The sequence below is a fragment of the Oculatella sp. FACHB-28 genome, from assembly GCF_014696015.1.
Lineage (GTDB): Bacteria > Cyanobacteriota > Cyanobacteriia > Elainellales > Elainellaceae > JAAUTN01.
On record NZ_JACJPJ010000087.1, the window covers coordinates 1 to 22,663 of the forward strand.

Here is a 22,663-nt window from a genome sequence, read left to right on the forward strand (position 1 = left end):
CAGGAGGAATTGGCTCAAATGCTAGGGACATCGCAATTCACCTTTCAAGACTCAAAGGAAATTGCTCTTTAGGATAACCAATGTGATCCCAGTCAGGGTTCGCCAACAGTATCACTACCTTTGTTTTACACTACTGCCTCCGTATTGTCCGTAAGTACAAGTTTTTTGGGCGAGCGCAACCTAAACACTCTCAAAGTAGCAATTGGGGAATGAAGACGAATCAAAAGTCGCTCACTCCTTTGATGAAGCAAAACGTAACACTTAACACAGATTCTGCATACAAGCTTTGTATACAATCCTAGTAGACAAAAAACGTATACAAATTGAGGTAGTCTCAACTCCTAAAAATCTTGAGCTGAATTTAACTTTTTTCCAAAATTTAGCTTGAAGCCCTAATTCAACAACTGTTTAACTCTTGTCTGTAAATGCAGGGGTTAAAGGTTTACTGTATTCACGGAATTGTACAACTAATGGTTTTATCTCAGTGCATCCTTGAATCAAAGCCGATTTCAATGAAATGCCCTCACTGTGGGTCAGAGCAATCTCAAAAAAATGGACATCGACGGGGTAAACAAAACTATCGATGCAAAAATTGTAGTCGCCAATTTATCGAGACTTATGTGCATCGGGGCTACTCTGACGACACCAGGCAAATTTGTACTCGCATGTATCACTCTGGGTTAACTCTGCGTGAAATTGAGGGACTAACGGGAATTAGCCACAGCACAATCTATAACTGGGCAAAACAGGAAGGACTTTTACCCAACGTGCCCAAAGAAAATCTCACTTCTGACGATTCAGATTCAGGATAGTGAGGGCACTCTCAATTTCAACTTATCCACGAGAGACGCTTGTTGATCGAGAGAGGCTTGGGCATTCAGTGCCGCTTCAATGCCATCCAGATGTCGTTTAGCCGCAGCAACGGCAGCTTCCTCATCACCGGACTCGATTAGATCAAGAATTTCACCATGTTCATCCTTCATGCAGACTGGCATCTTTTTCACTTCATAGAAGTAAGCCAGTGCGGTCTGAGGAATTAACTCTTTGAGGAAACGACTAAGGAATTGATTACTACATAAGTTAGCCAGTTGCGTGTGAAACTGCATCGACAAGCGGGTTAGCAAAGGATAATCTTCTGCGTCACAGGCTTTTCGCTCGGCTGTAATGAGTTTTCGTAGAGATGCGATCTGCTCTGGCGTGATGGTTTTAACGACTTCACGAATAATGGCTGCTTCTACTAATCGCCACGCTTCATAAATTTGCTGTGCTTCTTTCAACGTGAGATGGGCTACGAATGCTCCCCGATTGGGTTCTAGTTTGACCAGGCGATCGCCCGCCAATCTTTGTAACACCTGTCGAATAATGGTGCGGCTCACGCCATAATGTTCTGCCAACATCGCTTCTCCTAATTTGGTTTTGGGAAGCAACTGTCGTTCACAAATAGTGTTATAAAGCTCAGTGTAAATAAACTCTTCGGTTGGCTTCTCAATTGCTTTTGACTGGGATGTTTGAGCCGCTTTGGAGGTACGAACCATGGTCAGAAATCTTTGGCTATGAAAGCATTTGTGAGAATACTGGGTGATTGCAGGACAATTTACCAGTAGAGTTTAATCGGTCAGGGAAGAGCAATATTTCTCATGCAATGTTTTCTGGATAATGCCCCGAGATTTATGTATACAGGTATTGTATACAAGCTTAGTGCGTTTGTGTAGCGATCGCCCTTTCCCTAGAGAGTGTTGCTGATTTGATGTATGAATTTCGTAGGGTCATGGCATTGCCATGACCCTACAGAGGGGCTTGAAATCCGTAAATCATACCCGCATCCATCAACGCTCCTAAATTAATGGGATTAAATGATGTTGCCTGTTAATTCCATACATCGAGGCGGTTCAACACGCAATCTTACAATTTTACAAATCCTTACATTTATTTTGCGAACTAGCACAATTCATTTTGTGTAATGTTGGGATGAATATATTTCAGGTCAGGTGTAAGAATTTTTCCTCTACTTCTCTAGATAACAATCTACTGCTCGACTTATCTAAAATCATCTCTTTGATCAACAAGTATGCGATCGCTCCCACCCTGCTACCCCTAATACCCTAGAGGTATCTAAACAAAACTGTTTTCAGTAATACAAATTTGCTTGAGATGAAACGATTAACTAAACTCAATTGTTTTTTCTTAGCAGCAGCTAAACCGCTGTTGCTATTGGTGAATTTTTTGAAAAAAGATAGGAACTGTTTGCTTTCCTCGCACTTAAAGTGTTGCCCTGAGGTTCTCACAATTAAAGCATGAACGGGTTAATCCTCCAGCAGGTTAATGCGGCAGCTTCTTGTGTCTATCTTATTGTTTTGTAGGAGAAGGCTATGACGATCGACGCACGAAAGACCCTGGTTAATGGAGCCACCGCATTACAGGCAACTGATATTCAACACGCTTTAGCTAATGCGGCTGCAGGGGTGTCACTTCGACAGGTAACTAAAAAATACGGCCCTGTAACGGCAGTTGAAAACGTCACGCTAGACATTCCGGCAGGCTCTTACTGTTGTTTGCTAGGTCCAAGCGGCTGTGGCAAAACAACGGTATTGCGGATGATCGCCGGACATGAGGAGATTACCAGTGGAGATGTTTTAATTGGCGATCGCCGAGTCAACAACATTCCTGCCGCCAAGCGCAATACATCCATGATGTTTCAAAGCTATGCGCTGTTTCCCCATATGACGGTTTGGCAGAACATTGAGTTTGGCTTGGAAATGCAAAACATTTCAGCACAGGAGCGCAAAGCCCGTGTCGGCGAAATGCTGGAGTTGGTGGGGCTAAGTCATTTGGGCGATCGCAAATCTAGCCAACTGAGCGGCGGGCAACAACAGCGAATTGCTTTGGCGCGATCGCTAGTCACTCGTCCACAAGTGTTGATGCTAGACGAACCCCTGAGCGCACTGGATGAAAACCTGCGAGTCCAAATGCGAACCGAACTGCGCCGGATTCAAAAGCAATTTGGCATGACCTTTGTGCAAGTCACACACCATACCGAAGAAGCATTCTCCCTCTCAGATAGGGTTGTGGTCATGAGTCAGGGACGGTTAGATCAAGTGGCAACTCCAGCAGAAATGTTTAGATTGCCTGCCTCTCAGTTTGTCGCAAAATTTATGGGCGACAACAACATCTTTCAGGGCAAAGTCCTTCACTGCGCTCCCGATCCAGGTACCGGTATGGATGTGATTGAGCTAGGCGTAGAAGGCATTGGCTCACTTTATTCTCGTGGATATGCGGTTCCAGTGGGTTCAATGGCAGCTTGCTCGATTCGTCCTGATTTGATGCAAATCGAACCTTACCCTAATGCAGCCAGTGAAAAACCCACTCCTCGTGCAAATCACATTACTGCTCGAATTGTCTCCATTGAGATGACAGGCTACGTTACACGGGTTGTTCTGATGGAAGAAAAGACAGGCAAAGAACTGCTCTACAAATCTCCTACCACAGCTTGGGAAACAGGTTCCTACGCTGAAGGACAACTGGTGACATTGCGTTGGTCAGAAGGAAATTGTGTATTTCTTCCCCACTAATTTGTTATGAACTCGTCATTTGCTTGTCATATCGGTCAATTACTAATCACCCATTATCAAGCACCCACTCCATGTCTAAGATTAATCGACGCACCTTCATTCAAGGAGGATTAGCGACGGGAGCCGCATTAGCAGCTGCACGCTGTTCGTCTCCCCAAGCTCAGGCTCCCAGCGGCACACCTAACAACCCAGCGCAAGGCCCGACCATCAATACTAATCAGATCAAAGATGTCATCTTACGTTTGATTGGTACAGGAGCCGCACAAATCAATGATATCCGGGTCAAAGCTGAAGAAGACTTAGGATTTAAGATTCAAATGCGGGCGCTGAGTACGGCAGAAAATGTACAAATTGCCGTGACTCAACCAAAACAGTACGACATTTATGATGGTGAGTATTTTAGTTTGCCGCTGGTGGTGCCGTCTGGAAACCTTCAGCCGATTGAGGTGAGCCGCATTCAAGAATTTGATGCAATTACCCCAATTTTTACCACCGGAGAACTGTATTCTGGTGCGAGAGTAAACACCTCTCAAGGCACGGCTCCCCGTAAGGTGATGTATGTCACCGGACAAGATTCTACAGAATTTGCTCCAGAGCCTACCAACTGGGCAACGATGATTCCTTTTCAGTACAACGCTGACACGCTGGGCTACCGTCCTGATCTGGTAGGTCGAAAAATTGAGTCCTGGGCAGAGCTGTTTAACCCAGAATTTAGAGGGAAAACATCACTGTTGGATATTCCCTCCATTGGCATTATGGATGCGGCAATGGTGCTTGAGGCACAGGGGTTGATGACCTTTGAAGATAAAGGCAACATGACTCCAGAAGAATTGAATCAAGTCACCAAACTCTTGATTGAGCAAAAGCGAGCAGGGCAATTCCGTGCTTTCTGGAAGAGTTTTGATGAGTCGGTTAACTTCATGACCTCCGGTGAAGTCGTGCTGCAATCGATGTGGTCGCCTGCGGTCACGGCTGTGAAAGCGAGAGGATTTGAATGCATCTATGCTCCTTTGAAGGAGGGCTATCGCGGTTGGGGGGGTGGTTTAGGATTATCCAAAAATCTCTCTGGCATTGCCTTAGATGCAGCTTACGACTACCTCAACTGGATGCTAGATGGCTGGGTAGGCGGATTCTTGAGTCGACAGGGGTATTACAGTGCCGCGCCTGAGAAAGCTCGCAACTTTATGCAACCTGAAGAATGGGATTTTTGGTATGAAGGAAAACCAGCGGCGATCGACATGATTGATCCCTTCGGTAAAAAGATTGAATCAGCGGGTGCCGTGCGTGATGGCGGTTCCTTCACCGAACGAATGGGCAACGTCGTCTGCTGGAACTCATTTATGCAGCAACAGGAATATCTCGTCTACAAGTGGACAGAATTCATCGTCGCCTAATCCTCATCGCCTACTCCTCATCCCTCATCCCTCATCCCTTCATCCTTCCCATGACTCAATCAAAAGCCTTACGCCCCTACCTCCTGGCGGCACCCCAAACCCTGGTCTTTTTGTTTGGATTGGTGCTACCCATTGCCGTTATTTTGATCGTGAGTTTTTGGAACTTTAACGGCATTGCCACTACTCCCGGTTTCACACTGAGGCATTACATCGGAATTTTTACCTCTCCAGCGTATTTATCGACCTACGTTAACACTCTCAAGTTTGCGTTTCTGGTGTGGCTGGTCTGCGTTTTAATTAGTTATCCGGTTGCCTATTACCTGGCATTTCGGATCAAGAGTACAAAGTGGCAAACGATCTTGTTTCTGATTTGTACAGTTCCGTTTCTCACTTCCAACATCATTCGCATGATCTCCTGGATTCCTTTTCTAGGAAGAGAAGGCTTGATCAACAAAGCACTCATGGGTTTACAGATTGTCGATCGCCCTGTTGAGATGTTCCTTTTCTCTGATTTTGCGGTGATTTTGGCGATGGTGCATCTCTATTGTTTGTTTATGATCGCTCCCATTTTCAACAGCATGATGAAGATCGATCGCGCTCTGATTTCAGCCGCAGAAGATTTAGGTGCCTCTGCTTTTAATATCCAAAAGCGAATTATTTTACCTTTATCAGCTCCCGGAATTGCGATCGGTACCATCTTTGTGGTGACGCTAGTGATGGGAGAGTTTGCCACGATGCGGCTCATGAGTGGCGGCAAATCTTCCTCAGTGGGTTACTTGATTAAAAACCAAATTGATAGCTTGCAGTATCCTGCTGCTGCCGCCAATGCGATCGTGCTATTAACGCTGACCCTGCTCATCGTGTTTGCAATTTTGCGAGTTGTAGATATTCGTAAGCAGCTTTAAGTAGCCACTTTATCCCTCATCCTTCACCCCTCATCCTTCCTATGGCACAAGCAACTCAATCCCTCTCTTCAAGCTCAGAAAAGAAGAAGCGATCGCTCTCTGATTACTTACTTCCAGGCTTCTTTGGACTGTTTGTTTTGTTTCTCTACGGACCCATGTTTGCAGTATTTCTGCTATCGTTTCAGGGCCCAGAGGGACAGCTTTTCTTCCCTATGCGTGGATTTAGCTTTCACTGGATTATGGCGGTGTTTGGTCCGCAGCGAGTGGGTGATTTTGTCACCGCTTTTCAGCGATCGCTTCTGCTGGGGTTATCCATCATGGTAATCACAGTTGTGTTTAGCGTCATGGCAGGACTAGCCTTTCGCTACCGATTTAGAGGATCAAATCTGATTTTTTATCTCACCATATCGAGTCTGATCGTTCCCAGCATTTTGGTTTCCCTCGGTTTAGGAATTGTATTCAACTTATTGAATCTGCCGATTCAATGGTATTCCTCAGCACTGGTCGGACATCTGACCTGGACATTGCCTTTCGCCTTCCTAATCATGTTGGGTATCTTTGGACGCTTTAACCCTGCCTATGAAGAAGCTGCACGAGACTTGGGAGCAAGCGATCGCACAACCTTTTGGCGAGTTGTTTTTCCGTTGATTGCCTCCAGTGTGATTGGCGTTGGATTACTTGGCTTTACCCTTTCCTACGACGAATTTACCCGCACCTCTCTCATCTCTGGAGAAACTAACACGCTGCCTCTAGAGATCTTTGGAATGACCACAAACGTTACATCCCCAGCCCTGTACGCGCTAGGAACTCTAACAACAATTTTCTCCTTTGTCTTGATTGGGGTCGCTCTGTTTGCCATGCAGAAGCTTGAACAGAAGCAAAAGCAAGCAAAGTAGCCTTTATGATAGAGATGACAAGGGAAGGCTAGCTCAAGCTATAGATGCACCTAGTAGTTTTTGTGTTGAGTCAGCTAGCACTTGATACAGATCAAGCAAAAGGATAGATAGGGTTTCGTCCGTTTGCTTGACGACAGCAGTATGGCTGACTACTTTGAGCAACGGGGATGTGGTAGAAGTCCATTCGAGCGGCTGTAGTGCCTCAATAGAAATTTCAATCACATCGGGTGGAGCGGAGACTGGAATGCCACACAGTTCTTGATCTATCCCTCGAACTAACATCAGAAATGGCAAAGACTGGGCATCAGGGGTTTCGAGCTGAAGCTGCTGAGATAAATTCACTGCTCTAATCGTGTGGCGACCGCATTGAATCAACCCGATTTTTTCGAGTGATTTGCTTGTATCAAGGGGATAGTTGATTACCCGCAGCACTTGATCAATGGGCAGCGCTAGATCATAGTTGGCGATCGCAAAAACAATCAGCTTCTCTAATTTTGAATCGTCATGCATAGTTCTGCTCAGTAATGAACTCAGTCCGCGGCCACTTCTATCTCTTTTGGTTCAAACAGGTCTGCCACCATTCCTAGCAGCTTGTGCTCGATGTAGGGTTTTGTGATGTAAGCCGTTGCACCCAGTTCCATTGCCAACAGACGATGCTTTTCGCCACTGCGCGAGGTTAAAACAATCACGGGAATTTTTGCCATCGCCGGAAACTGCTGTCGCTGTTTAAGAAATTCAAAGCCATTCATTCGAGGCATTTCCAGATCGCAAAACATTAACCGAACATTATTGGGTTGTTGCAGTTGCTCGATCGCTTCTTGTCCATCTTTGGCTTGTAACACTTGATAGCCTGCTTTTTGTAGCGTTAGGGTGAGTGTTTGTCGCACTGTGATCGAGTCTTCTGCAATCAAAATTGTTTTATCATCCTCCCACTCCTTAGAGTTAGAGGTGGGAATGAGAGTAGCCGTTGTTTGTAGTGGAGGTTGCTCCATGATTGGAGAACTCATGGGAGCAACGCTTGAAGAACGAGGGGCTAGCGGTTGATTGAGGACTTGCCGTAATAATGTCCCTCCATCCACGACTAAAGTGAGCCGTCCATCGGCTAAAACACTTGCCCCTTGGACATAATTGGGCGAGTCCAGTCTGGTTCCCAACGGACGAATCACCAGTTCTTGCTCTCCAATCAGGTGATCGACTTCCAAGCCGATGAGTTCTCCCTGATGGCGAATCAAGAGGACGTGTTTGTCTGAGGGTGAAGTGACAGATGCGGGTTGAGGTGATAAAGACGTAATGGATGAACGGTAGTTTAGCAGTTTTGCAATGGAATGAATCCGGATTAGTTGTGAAGTGCCTGCTTTCTGCCAGTGCAAGATTTTGCGACCTTGCCGCTCTTGAATCTGTTCAGATGTGGGAATTAGAATCTGCTCGATCGCGTCGGTGGTGAGTGCGTAAGTTCCAGTACCCGCCTGACAAATCAACAGTTTGGCGATCGCCAAACTCAGCGGAATCTGAAGTGTAAAAGTAGTTCCCTGATTGATCGCCGATTGTACGCTGACTGCCCCCTGCAATCCCAGAATTTGCTCTCGCACAACATCTAGACCCACTCCTCGTCCTGAAGTGGTGTTGACCTGGGTAACCGTGGAAAAGCCTGGTTCAAACAGGAAATCGATTAGCTGAGACTGAGTAAGAGTACTTGCCTGGTTGGATGAAACCAATTGACGCTCAACCAGTCGCTGCCGAATTCGCTCATAGTCCAATCCTTTGCCATCATCTCGCACCGCAATAATCAAATATTTGCCCTGGTGATAGGCGCTAATTCCAATTTGCCCGACATCTGGCTTGCCCTGTTGGCGGCGAATTACAACTGGCTCAATGGCATGATCAAACGCATTGCGAATTAGGTGCAGCAACGGCTCGTAGAGTTTCTCGGCGATCGCCTTGTCAACCAATACTTCCGTTCCGTGCAGTTCCAGGTGAGCTTGCTTGTCGCTTGAGGTTTTTAACTTTTGCAAAACACGTGGAATACGGTTGAATACCTCACTCAAGGGCAGCATTCTAGCTTGCATCAATGCATCACGAGTTCCGGCTAACAGTCGCTGCTGTTTCTCGAAAATTTGATTAGACTCTTGAGAGAATAGGTCAATCGCTTCAGCCGCTTCAGCAATTTGCATCGTGTCATCTAGCAAAGATTGAACCAGCAAATGAGAATCACTATAGCGAGACAGTTCTAAAGTATCGAAGCGATCGCCAAACGTTGAAGGCAAAGCCTGAAGGGGAGACATTGTGCGCTTGGCGGCTACCAGTTTTCGCTCAACAGATAACGATCGCGAAGGCTGGCGATCGACCTGATCTTGAAGCTGGCTCAGCACTTGCTGGTGCTGGTTTAGCCGCTTTAATAGCAGTTTCACTTCCGCTTGCAGGCGTTCATTTTGGAGCGACTGACGATTTTGTTGAGTCAGCAATTCCCCAATTGAATAATTTAGCTGGTCGAGATGTTCTACATTGACCCGCACCTGATTAGATCGAAAATGTTTTTTGGAAGCGATTGAGTCGGCTACTTTAGACGTAGTTTGAGATCTAGTTTGAGATTGGGATTGCAGGGAAGGCGAATCTTCTTCTTGCAGGGGCCATAACTGAAATGGTTCCCTAGTTGTGGTTATCGAAGAGCCGGGAGCGAGTGATTGGGAGAGTGTAGAAGGTGAATCGGCGATCGCCCCCTCTGGCTGGACGATGAGTTCATCCAGGACAAAGGGTGCCCAGACGGTTTCCATCAATAAAGCGGCAGATTGTTCATGCTGCGTTTCTGCTGGGGCAACCTTTTGATCTTCCGCTTTTAGATTTACCTTTTTTGAGGGTATTTCTTTGGGGCTTACCTCTTTTGGATCTGCTTCCTCTAATGGTTGCTCAGCAGAACTTTGCATTAGAGTCGCAGTTGCAGGAACCTCTGCTGAGTCTCCGATTTGCTCAGAAAACTGGTTGTCGGGGTGCAGTCCAGCTTGAATCAGGAAGGAATCTCGAATCCATTGAAATACCTTACACAATCCTCGATGTTTTTGATGGTGAGTTTTTAGGGAAGGAGTAGAGTGCTCAATATCATTGGTGGCTGTAGTTTCCGTTGTATTGGCGATCGCTTCAACAGTGGATTGATCGGAAGCATGAATAACCTCATGGGTTGTATTGCGATCGCCACTCGTGTCTTCTAATAGAGAATCTGACGAAGCAATTGAAACAACAGGCTCCTCTAACGTGTCCGTTGTATCCGTGATGGAATCAGGCGAAGTCTGGGTCGCTGTAGAATGGTTGGTTTCTATTTCATGGTAGTTAATAGGGGCAATATCAATGTCATTTGTAATGTCTCTTGTAATGTCTCCTGTTGTAATGTCTTCTATAAAGTTATTTGTAATGTCATCTGTAATAGTTTCTGTAGCGGCTTCAATCGTTGCCTCAGTATCCGCTTCAAGCTCGGTTTCAGTATCTGGAAGAATGACTGCCGAGTCTTCTGGGAAGCCGATTGGGTAGATTGGGGCTTCTAGGGGAAGCTCCAATTCAACTGGGATGAATTCATCCTTAACCCTTGTTTCTAACTCAGAAGAGCGGATTGTAGGATCTTCCAAGTCTTCCAGATTTTCTAAAACTACATCTGTTAAGGCTGCATCAGATGTAGTTTCTAAATTGAGTTCGTCGCTCCACTCCTGCTGCTGAAGTTCCTGTGCGCAAGCGTTGTCAAATTCGGTTAACCAGTCCGGTTGCAACGTCTCCGTCACATTAGCTGGAATAATTTGCGCTGGCTCTATAAACTGTTGCAGGGCAAGGGAGGGATGTCCTCCTTGAGTGCGATCGCCTGCTAGCACGGCCGCGCATCCTGCCTGAAAATCAGCTAAAGCTAATTGAGCGATGGTGACAGCCTGATCAGGATGTTGGTCTAGGGCTGCAAGTGTAATTGCGGCGATCGCTCCAAATCCGTGCAAGCCCAAGGATTCGGCCAAACCAAAAAACACTTCGGCATGAATTTGGAGAGTCGCCGCAACTTTATGAGGAGGAGCCTGGGCAACTGTTTGATCCAGGTCGTTTAACCGTTGGGTAACGCCCACTTCAAACATGGACTGTGTGATATCAAACCCTAGCTCCTCTGAGGTAGGCAGGTAATCCTCTTGGTTAAAACAGTCTCCTAACCGGGCCTCAAGCTGAGCAAAAATGGCAGCCGAGCGGTCAAGAATTTCGGCAGTATTGATCGAGCTACCTGTAATTTCAGCCCTTAGCGGTCGTGCCAGACAGTCGTATCCTTCAAACAACAAAGCCGCTACATCTGGATCGATGATGACTTCAGGTCTGCAAAGCACCTTAAAGATATCTTCTAAAGAGTGGGCAATGTTGGCGATCGTTTCTAGCCCCACACTTGCTGCTGCCCCTTTGAGCGTGTGGGTCGTTCGCATCAAAGCATTAATTTGATTGATGCTGCAACCGTCTTGCAAATCCAGCAAACCTTGTTCCAGAGCTTGCAACAGTTCTGGTGCCTCTTGCAAAAAGTAGGGATAGGTTTCCTCGCGAATGTCCGGATCTAAGGGCATGGTGGGTGGGTGTGAATGCTACGAAGTAAACATGAGGTAGGGGCAAACATCCGTTCGCCCCTAACAGAAAAATGAGTGAAGCTTACTTGACTTTGAACTGATTGGCTTGAACTTGCAGGTCTTGAGACATCGCCAACAGCTCCTTAAATGATTGCGAGATTTCGACAGAATCTTTTGAGGTTTTCTGAGCAATCTCTGCGACCTCAGCAACGGTCAGCTTCATCGATTTAAACTGCTGCGTTTGTTCTTGTGTTGCGCCAGTGATGCTAGCCACAAGCTGACTGATTTGGTCGGTGGCTGCAACGATCGCATTCAGGTTTTGACGGGCCTCGCTGACCACGGTGGTTCCTGATGCAACTTGTTGAATGCCTGTCTCCATTGCGGTGGATACTTCGGCTGTATTTGCCTGAATTTCCTGCACCAGTTGCTCGATTTCGGTTGCCGCGTTGGCAGACTGACGGGCCAGCGATCGCACCTCATCGGCGACTACTACAAAGCCGCGTCCATATTCCCCGGCTCTCGTCGCTTCAATCGAAGCGTTTAGCGCTAACAGTTGGGTTTGAGTGGTGAAATTGCTAATCAGACTCACCACTTTAGAAATCTTCTGTGAAGATTCGCTCAGTCGCTTCAGTCGCTTATTCGTTTCTGCCACCGTCTCACGAATGTTTTGCATCTCATCTACGGTGCGATCCATTGCAGCATCACCTGCGAGAACAATTTGATTAGCCTGCTGTACAGCAACCTCTACCTGTTGGGCGCTTGCCTCCACTGCTTCTGTGGAACTGGCCACAAGCTGTACCCGCTCTAAAGTTTGACTCAGCGTTTGAAACTGGTGTTTTGCCTGGTTAGTCAGACTGGCGATCGAGGACTCACTGATCTGAGAAGTTTGGGCAACTTGTTGAGAGGCAATCTGCATTTGAGTCACAATCTGTCGCAGACTGCCCAGCGTGTTGTTGTAAGCATCGGCGATCGTGCCCACTTCATCCTCGGTCATGGGAGCCCGAACCGTCAGATCGCCATCCAACGCCGGACGAACTGCCGACAACAGTTGCATTACTTCTTGCTGAAGCTGCTCCTTTGCCATTTTTTCTCGCTGGGCGGCAGTGGCAAGCTGTTCTGTCTTTTGCTGCAATTGTTCCAGGTACTCCCCTTGCTGAATGGCGACGTTGAGCTGAGCCGCAATTCGTTTTGCAAAGTCGATTTCAGAGTCTTGCCATTCTCGTGGGCCGCTGCACTGGTGAATGCAGAATAGACCCCATAGTTCTTCTCCTTTGAGCAAAGGCACCACTAAATTTGCCCTGACCTGAAATTGAGAAAGGACTTCAATGTAACAGTCTGCTAGTCCTGCCTCGTAAATATCTGAAACTTTGCTTACCCAACCCTGCTTATACTTCCGTCCGAAGTTTTCGGTAAAACAATGATCGGTAACTTTAACAGAGAGTGCAGCGGTGTAAGCAGAACGAACGTCTTCTGCAACGGTTTTGCCATCCCGGCCGCCTGGGTCAAATTTGAAAATAGCGACTCGATCAGCGTTTAAGAAATTGCGGATTTCTCTAGCGGTTGTTTTAAAGGCTTGCTGAGTGTCGAGTGATTGCCGAATGCGATCCACAATTTTGGTGACTAGCTGCTCTTGTTCGGCAACCTTTGCTAATTGCTCAGACTTTTGCTGCACTTGCTCCAGGTATTCCCCTTGCTGAATCGCGACGTTTAGCTGAGCTGCGATTCGCTTGGCAAATTCAATTTCAGAGTCTTGCCACTCTCGTGGTCCGCTGCACTGGTGAATGGAGAACAATCCCCATAGTTCCTCTCCTTTGAGTAAGGGCACGACTAGATTTGCTCTGACCTGAAATTGGGAAAGAACTTCAATGTAACAGTCTGCTAGACCTGCCTGATAGATATCTGGAATGGTGCTCACCCAGCCCTGTTTATACTTTCGTCCAAAGTTTTCGCTAAAACAATGATCGGTGACTTTAACAGAAAGTGCAGCCGTGTAGGCAGAATTAACATCTTCTGCAACGGTTCTGCCATCTCGACCATCTGGGTCAAACTTGAAGATGGCAACCCGATCAGCCTTTAAGAAATTGCGGATTTCTCGGGTGGTTGTTTTAAAGGCTTGCTGCATGTCAAGCGATCGCCGGATGCGGTTAACAACTTCTGTAATCAACCGCTCCTGCTCTGCAACCTTGCTTAATTGCTCTGATCGCTGCTGTAACTGCTCCAAATATTCTCCCTGTTGGAGTGCTAGCCCAATCTGTACACCTACTTGAGATAAAAGATTTACGTCCAGTTCATTCCAATGCCGAGAGTGGCTGTTTTGATAGGCTCCGATCAGCCCCCACAGTTTTTTACCCTGGAAGATGGGAGCGATCGCATAAGCTTTCACCTCAAATTGCTCCAGCACCTCGATGTGGCATTCTGCGTGTCCCGCTTGATAAATGTCATCTACCGCAAAGGTTTCATTGTTGCGATATCGTCCCCCCTGGGTTTCTTGAAGGTAACTATCTTCCCAAATGGTATTCATTTCTGGAGTTACCAATCTTACCCAGCCTTCAGCAACCGATTCCGCCACAAACTCACCGCCCCAATCTGGGTAGAAGCGATAAACAGCAACGCGATCGCTCTTTAACTGTTTGCGAAGCTCTCTCACCACAAAGTCTAAAAGACTGTCAGGCGAGTATTTTTCTTGAACTAGAGCCAGTCCAATTCTGGAAATGAGTTTGTTGTGGGCTACTCCTTGCTCTACCGATTCTGTAAGCTGTTGAGATTGGATTTGGAGCTGGTCTGTTTTTTCTTGCAGTCGCGCTAGATATTTCAACTGCGTCAACATCATGCTCAGCCGCTCACCTAAGACTAACAACAGTGCAGCTTCCTGCTCCTGCCATTGCCGAGGTGCAGTGTTTTGATAGATGGCGAGCAGTCCCCAAAGTTCGTTGCCTTCATAGATAGGAGCAATAAGATAGGCTTTAGCCTGATATTTTTCCAGCGTGTCTAGGTAGCAAGCGGAGAAACCAGCCTTGGAGATATCGTTGACTTGCTTCACATCCATCCGTTTTACATAGCTGCCGCCCTGAGTATCTTTGAGGATTTTGATATTGTCATTGGGCTGGGGGGGAGAACCCATCCGCTTTGTAGTGCAGCGATCGTGGTTGATGATATCGGCTGATCTGAGACTAGGATCTATTTCCTGTTCTTGAATCACCGAAATCCAGCCGGCCCCAACTGACTCAGCCACAAACTCACCGCTCCAGTCAGAATGAAATCGGTAAACGACTGCTCGATCGGCTCGGTAAAACAGTCTTAACTCCTGGCACAAGTTTGCAAGTGCTGTGTTGGTATCTGAGGAGGGCTGCGTTCTCTCTAGAATTTGGGCGAAAGCATCCTCTACCTTAACTTGTCGCCGTTGCTGTGCGTGTAGCGCTAAAGGCTGAAGGTGTAATTGAAGTTCAGTCCTGACTTGATGCAACACCAGCTTTTCGGTTTCACTCCAGGGGCGCAGAATCGCACATCGTTGGGCGACCAGCAGACCCCATACGCCGCCCCGTAGCAAAACAGGAAGGCTGAGGCTGCTCGCGACCTGAAACCGATCTAACAGTTGGCGCTGATGAGGCGTGAGATATTTTGCGCCGTTTTCGATCGCAATCATCTGCTGCTGCTGATAAAGGGTTGAGTGAGCTGCTCCAAAGGCGATCGCTGGCAACGCTTCATTAATAGTGGGAGTAAAACCTGAGACAATGGCTTCCGCCAAAACAGCACCATTGTTCTCATTGTGAAACTGGTAAACCAAAACCCGATCTAGCTGGAAGTATCGTTGAACTTCTGTCACCACGGTCATTAACAGAAGATCAATGGTTTCTGTTTGGCTCATCTGATTGGACAGGTTGAGCAGCCATTGAAGTACATCTTCTTCAGTCGTGTTAGTCATGGTGCCATTCACAACAGAGTTAGAAGTAGAACCAGATGCTGAGTTGGGGGGTAGCCCATTTGAAGGGTGAGCATCTAGAAATTGTTGAAATTGATCAAGTTTTTGCACGACTGGTTCTCCTTGCTGACTGGTGCGGATGATCTAAGATTGAGCTGCTAGCTTTTAACGAATAACTCATTGAGTTATTCAATGAGTTACTCAGTGAGTTATTCAAAGTGATGCTGAGCGATCGCCAAAACATCTAAAACAGGAGTGCCACTATTTGGCAAAACCCCTAACACAAATGGCATTAACCCCGGCGAAAGCAAGCCTAATGTGGGTGCCTGGAGGTTTTCTAAGGAATGGAACTCAACCTCTTCAACCTGCATCACTAGCAGTCCTAATGCCTGTTCATCACTTTCAGTTACAACTACAAAGGGTGTTGCCGTCCCTTGTTTTCGCCAGGATAGGGGAGAAAGCCCCACCAAATGACTCACGTCAATTAGCCAAAGCATTTCTCCTCGCCAGTTACAAATGCCTAAGACACAATCAGGCATTTCAGGAATGGGCAAAATATCCTCTCCATTTACCCTGATTACTTCTGTTGTGTGTTTCAGCGGTAATAAGGCGCTATCTTGTAAACTCAAATGTACGCGGAGTAACCGCTCCCGGTTGTCCGGTGGCGGCAATTCGGGCGATAGAAAATCAAGACTCGCCGCTGCCAGCATTGAACTCACTGGCAGCTTTGGATCAAGTGAAGTTGCCATAAAATTTTGTTCTACGTCACACTGTCATTAACCGCTTTACGGTATGGATTAATTCATCTTGCTCAACAGGTTTAGGCATATAGGCATCTGCCCCAAGCAGCAAGCCCCAAAGTTTATCGACTTCAGTTCCTTTGGTTGAACAAATTACAACTGGAATTCCTTGCGTGTTGGCATTGGTTTTTAACTCGCGACAGAATTCAAACCCGCTTTGTCCTGGCAAAATTACATCAATTAACACCAGATCAGGCTTATACAACTGAAGCTTAAGCCGAGCATCTTCACTAGACGCAACGCTGATTACCTCTAACCCTGCTTGTTTAAGAAATCGAGTAAGCACCTCGGTTTCTGTGCGACTATCTTCAACTAAAAGAACTGTACTCATGTGCCGTGTTTACAAAATAGAACTTATAAGTGGTATCTGCTTTTACCCTTGAATTTGCTTGCTTCTCCGGATACTTTCCTGATTCCGGCTATTGGGCTGTAAAACTCTTCTTGCCATTGACCCAGCAGAGTCTTGTTAGGGAAGTTAGAGTTGCTTTACAGGGCTTCCCAATTTTTTTTGCCAATCAATCAGGTTTCTGTTTAACGTTTGAGGCTGAGGAGAAGGATGATCAGCCTGAACCGTTGGTAGATGCTCCAGCAAAGTTGTGAGTACTTTTTCTGATTCAATCGGCTTAGCAATAAAGCCAGTTGCGTCCACCAGCTTGGCGCGTACTCGATCAACGATTCCATCTCGGCTAGTCACCATGATGATTGGGGTATTTTTAAGTGCCGAGACACGGCGAATCTGGGCACATACCTCATATCCATTGGTGACTGGCATAAGTAAGTCTAAAAAAATGAGATCAGGTTTCTGCTCAATCAGCGTTGGCAATGCCTGTAATGGGTCTTGAATATTGATGAATCGGTAGCCTGCTTTGAGCAAAATCTGTCCCATTGTGATTCGGTCAAAGCGGCTGTCATCAATGTAAACCACTAGAGGTTTTGCTGGCTCTTGCTGATTAGCTGTCGATGTAGAGGGAGCAGCACTAGAGTTAGGTAAGGCTGAAGTGTTAAAGTCCTCAACTTCAATTAGCCCCATGATGCCTCGGTTAACGTAGGGCATGATGGAACGGGTTAAAGATACCAAGGGCTGTTTTAGTCGAATTGCCAAATCTCGTAGAGTGCGATCGCCATCCACTAACGCAGTCACATTCTGATATGCCGCAGGTGAAGTATGTTTGCGTAATTCCTCTTTACTCCAAATAACAGGAGCTAGATTTGGAGAATATTGATCAAAACCCGCCTGCTGCCACAGTTTCCAGTCGTGTGAAGCCTTGAGCCAAACCTGCTGAGTTGAAATGGGAATTTGCAGCAAATCTTGAAATTTAGGAGGAACCCGACGATAACTTAACTGGATCGGCAAGCGCTCAACCTGTTGCTGATCTTGCTGAAAAATATCAAACAAAATCTCAGTGACACAGCCCTCAATCGCACTCTCTAACTGCTTCTGTGGAATTTTTCCCTGCTTCAACAAATTTTGGATGGAGAAATAACTCCATTGCGGTTGGTCTAGCTTGCGCTCATAGGTAGCCTGCTTGAATTGGGGACAAGCTTGAGCCATTTGGCGATACCAGCATCGAACTGAATGCATCTCACTGGCGGCTCCAACCAACTTTCCTGCATAAAAGAACAAACTCCACAGTGAGTTTGAGGCTTCTTTAATATCTAAATCTAGTCGTCCTGTAAACTGTTGCAGTTCACAGGATTGAATATGTTTAATCAATTCGCTGAGGTTTTCTATCTCACAAGTCTTTACAGGAGGTTCCAATGAGCTAATAGATGTTGGAGTAAGCATGGGAATGAGATATCCGATCCGATTGGTGTGCTGCGCGTCTTTGGGCAGATTTTGAAGAGGTTTAACTTAAAAATTGGTAGTTGAAGCAAATCCCTTCACTTCTATTGAGTTGAAGTGTCAGAGGCTGGTTTAAGAAATGATCCTGATCTCTCAATCTGAAAATGTAAGCTTTTGCTTTTAGCGCAATTCCTCAAGATCCCACTTGAGGGCTAAAAGCAGCATTTTGAGTTCAGGCAAGACTGTGTCTACCCTAGCCTGTGTCAAAAGAGAGTAAGGGAGGAGAGTCGTTTGGAGCGTCAAATTAGATGTTGTCAGGCTAACACTGGGTTCCCTTCTTACACGCAAATAAACTTCTACTGGTATTGGTAAAAACTATGCCAACTAGGACACCGCTTGAGACTAAAAAACGGTGCAGCTAAAACTGCGGTAGATAAATCTGTAGGTAGAACGAACTGAAATGAACCTGGTAGATGAAAATCAGTTCGGAAGGACCGCTCTGAACAATCTATAGAAACAGTCCATGCAACAACCTACTCTAATATGCAACACAACCTTGACTTTCTGCAACACAACTCTGACTTTCTGCAACACAGCTTTAATTTTCTGCACCCCTTAGAGCTTGTGCGTCGTTTGCTAGTACGTGTTTTTACTGTAGCTAGCACCTCAGAGCCTCGACGAGTTAGTGACCTTAAGTATTTTCACTGTAATGATCCATGATTGTCTTGCAGATGCAGTCCTGTCAAGCGCATAACTTGAAGTTCACAGAAGCTTATTGGTCAGTCTATATAGTCGTAGATCCAGCTTTTAGGGCAGCTTGAAAATCAGGCAAATCTCTTCACATTAGCCACTAATCTGTGAAAATATCTTCCTGTAAGTTTCCTAAATCGTGATCCCACTCGATATCGGGCATTTGGTCAAACGCTTGACGAAGCGACGTTTCCCAAAGCTTGCGAATTTTGGCTAAGTACGGATCTCCAATTCGGAGCCGCAGCTGATGCTTAACATTAAAGCTGTTAGCAGCATAGCTAATGAGATTAATCGGTGGCCCAACCGAGATATTGGATTTCATGGTTGAGTCGATTGATAAAAGCGCACATTTTGTGGCGGCTTCTAGGGGCGTTTCAAAAGTTAAGGTGCGATCGAGAATCGGCTTTCCATACTTAGTTTCACCGATTTGCAGAAAAGGTGTTTCTCGAGTCGCCTGAACAAAATTGCCCTGGCTATAGATTAAATAGAGTGCTGGCTCTTCCCCTGGAAGTTGTCCGCCCAGGAGGCAGCTACAGTGATGGTCAATCTTGTCGCGCTCTAGCCACGAGCGGTCTTGCTCTTGCACTTGACGAATTTTAGCGCCTACGTAACGAGCCGTGTCAAATAGGGTAGGCAAACTGTGCAGAGTGTCCCCTTCCCCTAGTTTAAGGTCACGCCGCAGGGCATGGAGAACAGCCTGAGTCATCGACAGATTGCCAGACGTGCAGAGCAAAAGCACCCGCTGGTCAGGCAAGGAAAAGTCAAATAGCTTTTGGTAGGTAGAGATGTAGTCTACGCCCGCATTAGTGCGAGAGTCAGCAGCAATCACGAGTCCATGTTGAGTAATAATGCCCAGGCAGTAGGTCATAGCCGTAGTTTGTTGTCCTCTGTAGTTGCTCGCTATGCTGATGCTCTATTCTGCTGGCTCTAGCGGGGGTAGAAACTTTTGAATCAAACCAATAGTGACAGCAGGAATTTCGAGTTGGGGAGTTAGCCCAACATCAGTCAGCTGATGAAATTGAACCACAGTAGGATTCATTTCAGCTAGACGGCGACCAATTTCTGGACCCGTAAATTGAGATTTTTCACCCCAAAGGATTACGGTTGGCACGGTAAGCCGGGTCATGTATTCCGATAGGTCAAAGCACAGGTCGCCCCGCACAAAAGAAAGGGCGGCATATTCAGCATTGGGCTGGGTTGCCGACTCCAGGTATGCCTCGACAATTTCGTCAGAAATTCGCTCTGGGCGGGCAAATTGACGCTGTTCTAGAAAGCTGCGAATGCCAAAGCTGGTAGCGACTCCAGCAGTGTAAAACAGGCGATCGACTACAGGAATATTCACTAATTGAGTGAAGAAGCTGCGAGTGTAGTTTTCACCAAAGTCAGATAGCCCTGCGGCGGTAGTGAGGATGAGGGATTTGAACAATTCGGGACGGGCGATCGCCGCTCGGATCGCAAAAGCAGCCGTCAAAGACGACGCAATCACCGTTGTCGGTCCACTGCACGTCTTTTCCATGAATTCAATCAGCGTGTTTACATAGTCCTCAACTTTATAGTCGCGGGCGGGATGGTCAGACTGCCCCCAGCCGATCAGGTCAGGTGCCAGGATGCGATATTGGGCGGCAAAGGCAGGATAAACCTTAGACCACTCATAGGAAGAAGAGCCGCCACCAAAGCCGTGAAAGAAGACGAGTGTAGGGACATCGGCATGGGGCACTTCTTGAGTCACCCAAGGCTGACCCTCAGCCGTGTAGTAGACCATCTTCCCCAATGAGGTCATGACAGAGTGTTGATAAAATCCCGGTGGAATAAACATACGTACACCTCATTCACACGGATCAACCGATCAGGCTAGCGTGAGTTAGATAAAAGCACATCTACCATTTTGCAGCTTACCTTACCCCTTTCAAATTTGTGAGAATACAGGTTAAGAGGTGCTTCTTCTGGCTCTCTACTTCAGTCAATCTTAGAAATACTATGAGAGTCCTCGAAGCTCAACGTCTGCGAAAAACTTATCGATCTCAGGGCAAGGTGCTAGAAGCAGTTCAGGATGTTTCCCTGGAATTGTCGGTGGGTGAGGTTCTGGCATTTTTAGGGCCAAATGGAGCCGGAAAAACAACCACGATCAAGATGATTGCTGGGCTGATTTTGCCCGATCAGGGGTGGGTCAGCATTGCTGGACGCAATCCTCATCGCGACTCACGTGCCTTGCGATCGCTTGGTGCTGTTTTGGAGGGCAACCGCAACCTCTACTGGCGACTCACGCCCCAGGAAAATTTGGAATATTTTGGCGTGCTGCGCGGTCTAACTCGTCGTACTGCTCGGCAGCGTGGGCAAGAATTATTGGAACGATTTGGGCTAGCCGACAAAAGAAGTACGACCGTGCAAACGCTCTCACGCGGGATGCAGCAAAAACTGGCGATCGCCGTTTCCCTAATTCACGATCCGCAACTGTTGTTGTTGGATGAGCCCACTTTAGGACTGGATGTAGAAGCTACCCAAACCGTAAAACAGTTGATTCGTGAAATTGCTGCTGAGGGGCGAGCCATCTTACTCACTACACATCAACTCGACATTGCAGAAGAACTTTCAGATCGGGTCGCAATTATCCAACAGGGCAAAATTGCAATTGAAGAACCTACTTCAGAACTGATTCGCCAGTTCTCAGGAACCGCTTACACGATTGAGCTAGAGCATCCTTTAGACTCAGAAAAAGTGAGTAAAGTGAAAGAGTTGGGTGGCACCTTTCAAGGACAGTTGATTTATGTGCGTGAGTCAGACGAGCTATATCAAATCCTTGATGTGCTGAAGCCTCTACCACTGGTCAGAGTCTACCGAGATCAAGCGAACTTGACGGATATTTTTCTAAAACTGGTGCGGGAGAAAACCCTTGGTTGAGCTATTTTTGGCAGAACTCAGGCGCAGTTGGATTCAACTGATTCGCTATTCTACAGAGGCAATTGGTGGCATCATTATCACAACCTCCATTTTTTATGGGCTCTTTCTCAGTGCCCAATATATTGCAGGACCAGGGCTTCAGTTTGGCGATCGCCTAGATGCCGTTGTAATTGGCTATGTCCTGTGGACACTAGTATTGTTTATCCTGAGTGACATTGCCGGAGGCTTGCAAAATGAGGCGCAAACCGGAACCTTGGAGCAGCTTTTTCTCTCACCTTTTAATGCATCAAAGGTTTTTTTGGTGAGAGCGATCGCCAGTCTCACCATTCAAATCACACTTAATATCAGCATTTTACTCATCATCATTGCGATCACGGGCAGTCAGCTTTCCTTTCCGCCCAGTCTGCTATTACCCTTCATCACCGTGCTGCTAGGAGCCTACGGGCTAGCGTTTGCAATGGGGTCCCTAGCCCTATTGTTGAAGCGAGTCCAACAATTACTCGGTATTTTTCAATTTGCTTTGCTATTTTTACTATCCGTTCCTACTGAAACCTGGGTTGGGTCAGGCAGAATATTTGCGCTGCTGCTGCCGATGACACCCGGAGCAGGACTACTGCGAGATCTGATGGCGCGGGAATTGGGACTGAACTGGGGACAGTGGGCGATCGCCCTCGCCAATGGAGTCGTCTATTTTTCTCTGGGACTGTTCCTCTTTCGTCAAGCCGAACGCGAGACCAAACGCAGAGGCAGACTGGGTGGATATTGAGACTTTGGCTGAGGCTTTTGTTCACAGCACCAAAAAAATTGCTTCGTCTGCAATCCAAATGGATGAAGTCTACTTGTATTGACCCCAACTCAGCGATCGCTCTCACCACGTCAGGGTTTGTAGGATATACAGTTGGTGGAGTACTGCTGGCGATTTGAACCTACTCATGCAGCGCTTTAACATAAACCGATTATTGAAAGAACTTTTTCCATAACATAAGCGGCTTATCCCAATTCAAAGACATAGTGAGTGTGAGGGTTTCCCTATCCATAGCCATACTCATGCTCACGATCAGGTACATGATTTAGTTGTTGCTTAGCGCGATCGCTTTAGGTAATGTGGCTGTTGGACTGGTGTTGGTGCTGGCGTTTAGTACAGGTTTAGCGATCGTGCTGACTGGATTGGAGTGATTGCT

General features: G+C 46.8%; 16 protein-coding genes. 7 read left to right on the forward strand and 9 right to left on the reverse strand.

Going from position 1 to position 22,663, the window contains the following annotated elements:
* Positions 1-512: 512 nt before the first annotated feature.
* Positions 513-812, forward strand: coding sequence for an IS1 family transposase (locus tag H6F88_RS21315; protein WP_190644742.1), 300 nt, complete (start codon positions 513-515; stop codon positions 810-812).
* Here H6F88_RS21315 and H6F88_RS21320 read toward each other — a convergent pair.
* Positions 804-1,535, reverse strand: a complete 732-nt coding sequence (locus tag H6F88_RS21320; RefSeq protein WP_190644743.1) for a GntR family transcriptional regulator — start codon at positions 1,533-1,535, stop codon at positions 804-806. The genes H6F88_RS21315 and H6F88_RS21320 overlap by 9 nt on opposite strands.
* 834 nt (positions 1,536-2,369) lie before the next feature.
* Here H6F88_RS21320 and H6F88_RS21325 point away from each other — a divergent pair.
* From H6F88_RS21325 to H6F88_RS21340, 4 genes are all read left to right on the forward strand, one after another.
* Positions 2,370-3,569 (forward strand): ABC transporter ATP-binding protein, encoded by a 1,200-nt coding sequence (locus H6F88_RS21325; protein WP_190644744.1) that lies wholly within the window; start codon positions 2,370-2,372, stop codon positions 3,567-3,569.
* 71 nt (positions 3,570-3,640) lie between these two features.
* On the forward strand, positions 3,641-4,963 hold the full coding sequence (locus H6F88_RS21330) for an extracellular solute-binding protein (RefSeq protein WP_190644745.1): 1,323 nt from the start codon (positions 3,641-3,643) through the stop codon (positions 4,961-4,963).
* A 50-nt stretch (positions 4,964-5,013) separates the two neighbouring features.
* Positions 5,014-5,868: an ABC transporter permease gene (locus H6F88_RS21335; RefSeq protein ID WP_190644746.1), complete on the forward strand. Its 855-nt coding sequence runs from the start codon at positions 5,014-5,016 to the stop codon at positions 5,866-5,868.
* A 41-nt stretch (positions 5,869-5,909) separates the two neighbouring features.
* On the forward strand, positions 5,910-6,764 hold the full coding sequence (locus tag H6F88_RS21340) for an ABC transporter permease (RefSeq protein WP_190644747.1): 855 nt from the start codon (positions 5,910-5,912) through the stop codon (positions 6,762-6,764).
* Between the two features lie 33 nt (positions 6,765-6,797).
* On the opposite strand, the gene H6F88_RS21345 is transcribed toward H6F88_RS21340, so the two are convergent.
* From H6F88_RS21345 to H6F88_RS21380, 8 genes are all read right to left on the reverse strand, one after another.
* Positions 6,798-7,274 (reverse strand): chemotaxis protein CheW, encoded by a 477-nt coding sequence (locus tag H6F88_RS21345; RefSeq protein WP_190644748.1) that lies wholly within the window; start codon positions 7,272-7,274, stop codon positions 6,798-6,800.
* Positions 7,275-7,294: 20 nt separating this feature from the next.
* Entirely contained in the window at positions 7,295-11,332 is a 4,038-nt protein-coding gene (locus H6F88_RS21350) for a hybrid sensor histidine kinase/response regulator (RefSeq protein ID WP_190644749.1), read from the reverse strand.
* Between the two features lie 82 nt (positions 11,333-11,414).
* Entirely contained in the window at positions 11,415-15,362 is a 3,948-nt protein-coding gene (locus tag H6F88_RS21355; RefSeq protein WP_190644750.1) for a GAF domain-containing protein, read from the reverse strand.
* Positions 15,363-15,460: 98 nt separating this feature from the next.
* Entirely contained in the window at positions 15,461-16,000 is a 540-nt protein-coding gene (locus H6F88_RS21360; protein WP_190644751.1) for a chemotaxis protein CheW, read from the reverse strand.
* 16 nt (positions 16,001-16,016) lie between these two features.
* A complete protein-coding gene (locus tag H6F88_RS21365) occupies positions 16,017-16,382 on the reverse strand; it encodes a response regulator (RefSeq protein ID WP_190644752.1) in 366 nt (121 codons plus the stop codon).
* Between the two features lie 144 nt (positions 16,383-16,526).
* Positions 16,527-17,837: a response regulator gene (locus H6F88_RS21370; protein ID WP_190644753.1), complete on the reverse strand. Its 1,311-nt coding sequence runs from the start codon at positions 17,835-17,837 to the stop codon at positions 16,527-16,529.
* 847 nt (positions 17,838-18,684) lie between these two features.
* Positions 18,685-19,452, reverse strand: a complete 768-nt coding sequence (locus H6F88_RS21375) for a proteasome-type protease (RefSeq protein WP_190644754.1) — start codon at positions 19,450-19,452, stop codon at positions 18,685-18,687.
* A 45-nt stretch (positions 19,453-19,497) separates the two neighbouring features.
* The gene (locus H6F88_RS21380) at positions 19,498-20,400 is read right to left on the reverse strand and encodes an alpha/beta hydrolase (protein WP_190644755.1); all 903 of its coding nucleotides are present in this window, start codon (positions 20,398-20,400) and stop codon (positions 19,498-19,500) included.
* Between the two features lie 161 nt (positions 20,401-20,561).
* On the opposite strand from H6F88_RS21380, the gene H6F88_RS21385 reads away from it, so the two are divergent.
* Together H6F88_RS21385 and H6F88_RS21390 are read left to right on the forward strand one after the other, a co-directional pair.
* On the forward strand, positions 20,562-21,482 hold the full coding sequence (locus H6F88_RS21385; RefSeq protein ID WP_190644756.1) for an ABC transporter ATP-binding protein: 921 nt from the start codon (positions 20,562-20,564) through the stop codon (positions 21,480-21,482).
* Positions 21,475-22,248, forward strand: coding sequence for an ABC transporter permease (locus H6F88_RS21390; protein ID WP_190644757.1), 774 nt, complete (start codon positions 21,475-21,477; stop codon positions 22,246-22,248). Before H6F88_RS21385 ends, H6F88_RS21390 begins: the two co-directional genes overlap by 8 nt.
* Positions 22,249-22,663: the final 415 nt, after the last annotated feature.

Coding starts and splice junctions, on each gene's coding strand:
- H6F88_RS21315 (WP_190644742.1), top strand. CDS start 513: ATGAAATGCCCTCACTGTGGGTCAGAGCAATCTCAAAAAAATGGACAT.
- H6F88_RS21320 (WP_190644743.1), bottom strand. CDS start 1,535: ATGGTTCGTACCTCCAAAGCGGCTCAAACATCCCAGTCAAAAGCAATT.
- H6F88_RS21325 (WP_190644744.1), top strand. CDS start 2,370: ATGACGATCGACGCACGAAAGACCCTGGTTAATGGAGCCACCGCATTA.
- H6F88_RS21330 (WP_190644745.1), top strand. CDS start 3,641: ATGTCTAAGATTAATCGACGCACCTTCATTCAAGGAGGATTAGCGACG.
- H6F88_RS21335 (WP_190644746.1), top strand. CDS start 5,014: ATGACTCAATCAAAAGCCTTACGCCCCTACCTCCTGGCGGCACCCCAA.
- H6F88_RS21340 (WP_190644747.1), top strand. CDS start 5,910: ATGGCACAAGCAACTCAATCCCTCTCTTCAAGCTCAGAAAAGAAGAAG.
- H6F88_RS21345 (WP_190644748.1), bottom strand. CDS start 7,274: ATGCATGACGATTCAAAATTAGAGAAGCTGATTGTTTTTGCGATCGCC.
- H6F88_RS21350 (WP_190644749.1), bottom strand. CDS start 11,332: ATGCCCTTAGATCCGGACATTCGCGAGGAAACCTATCCCTACTTTTTG.
- H6F88_RS21360 (WP_190644751.1), bottom strand. CDS start 16,000: ATGGCAACTTCACTTGATCCAAAGCTGCCAGTGAGTTCAATGCTGGCA.
- H6F88_RS21365 (WP_190644752.1), bottom strand. CDS start 16,382: ATGAGTACAGTTCTTTTAGTTGAAGATAGTCGCACAGAAACCGAGGTG.
- H6F88_RS21370 (WP_190644753.1), bottom strand. CDS start 17,837: ATGCTTACTCCAACATCTATTAGCTCATTGGAACCTCCTGTAAAGACT.
- H6F88_RS21375 (WP_190644754.1), bottom strand. CDS start 19,452: ATGACCTACTGCCTGGGCATTATTACTCAACATGGACTCGTGATTGCT.
- H6F88_RS21380 (WP_190644755.1), bottom strand. CDS start 20,400: ATGTTTATTCCACCGGGATTTTATCAACACTCTGTCATGACCTCATTG.
- H6F88_RS21385 (WP_190644756.1), top strand. CDS start 20,562: ATGAGAGTCCTCGAAGCTCAACGTCTGCGAAAAACTTATCGATCTCAG.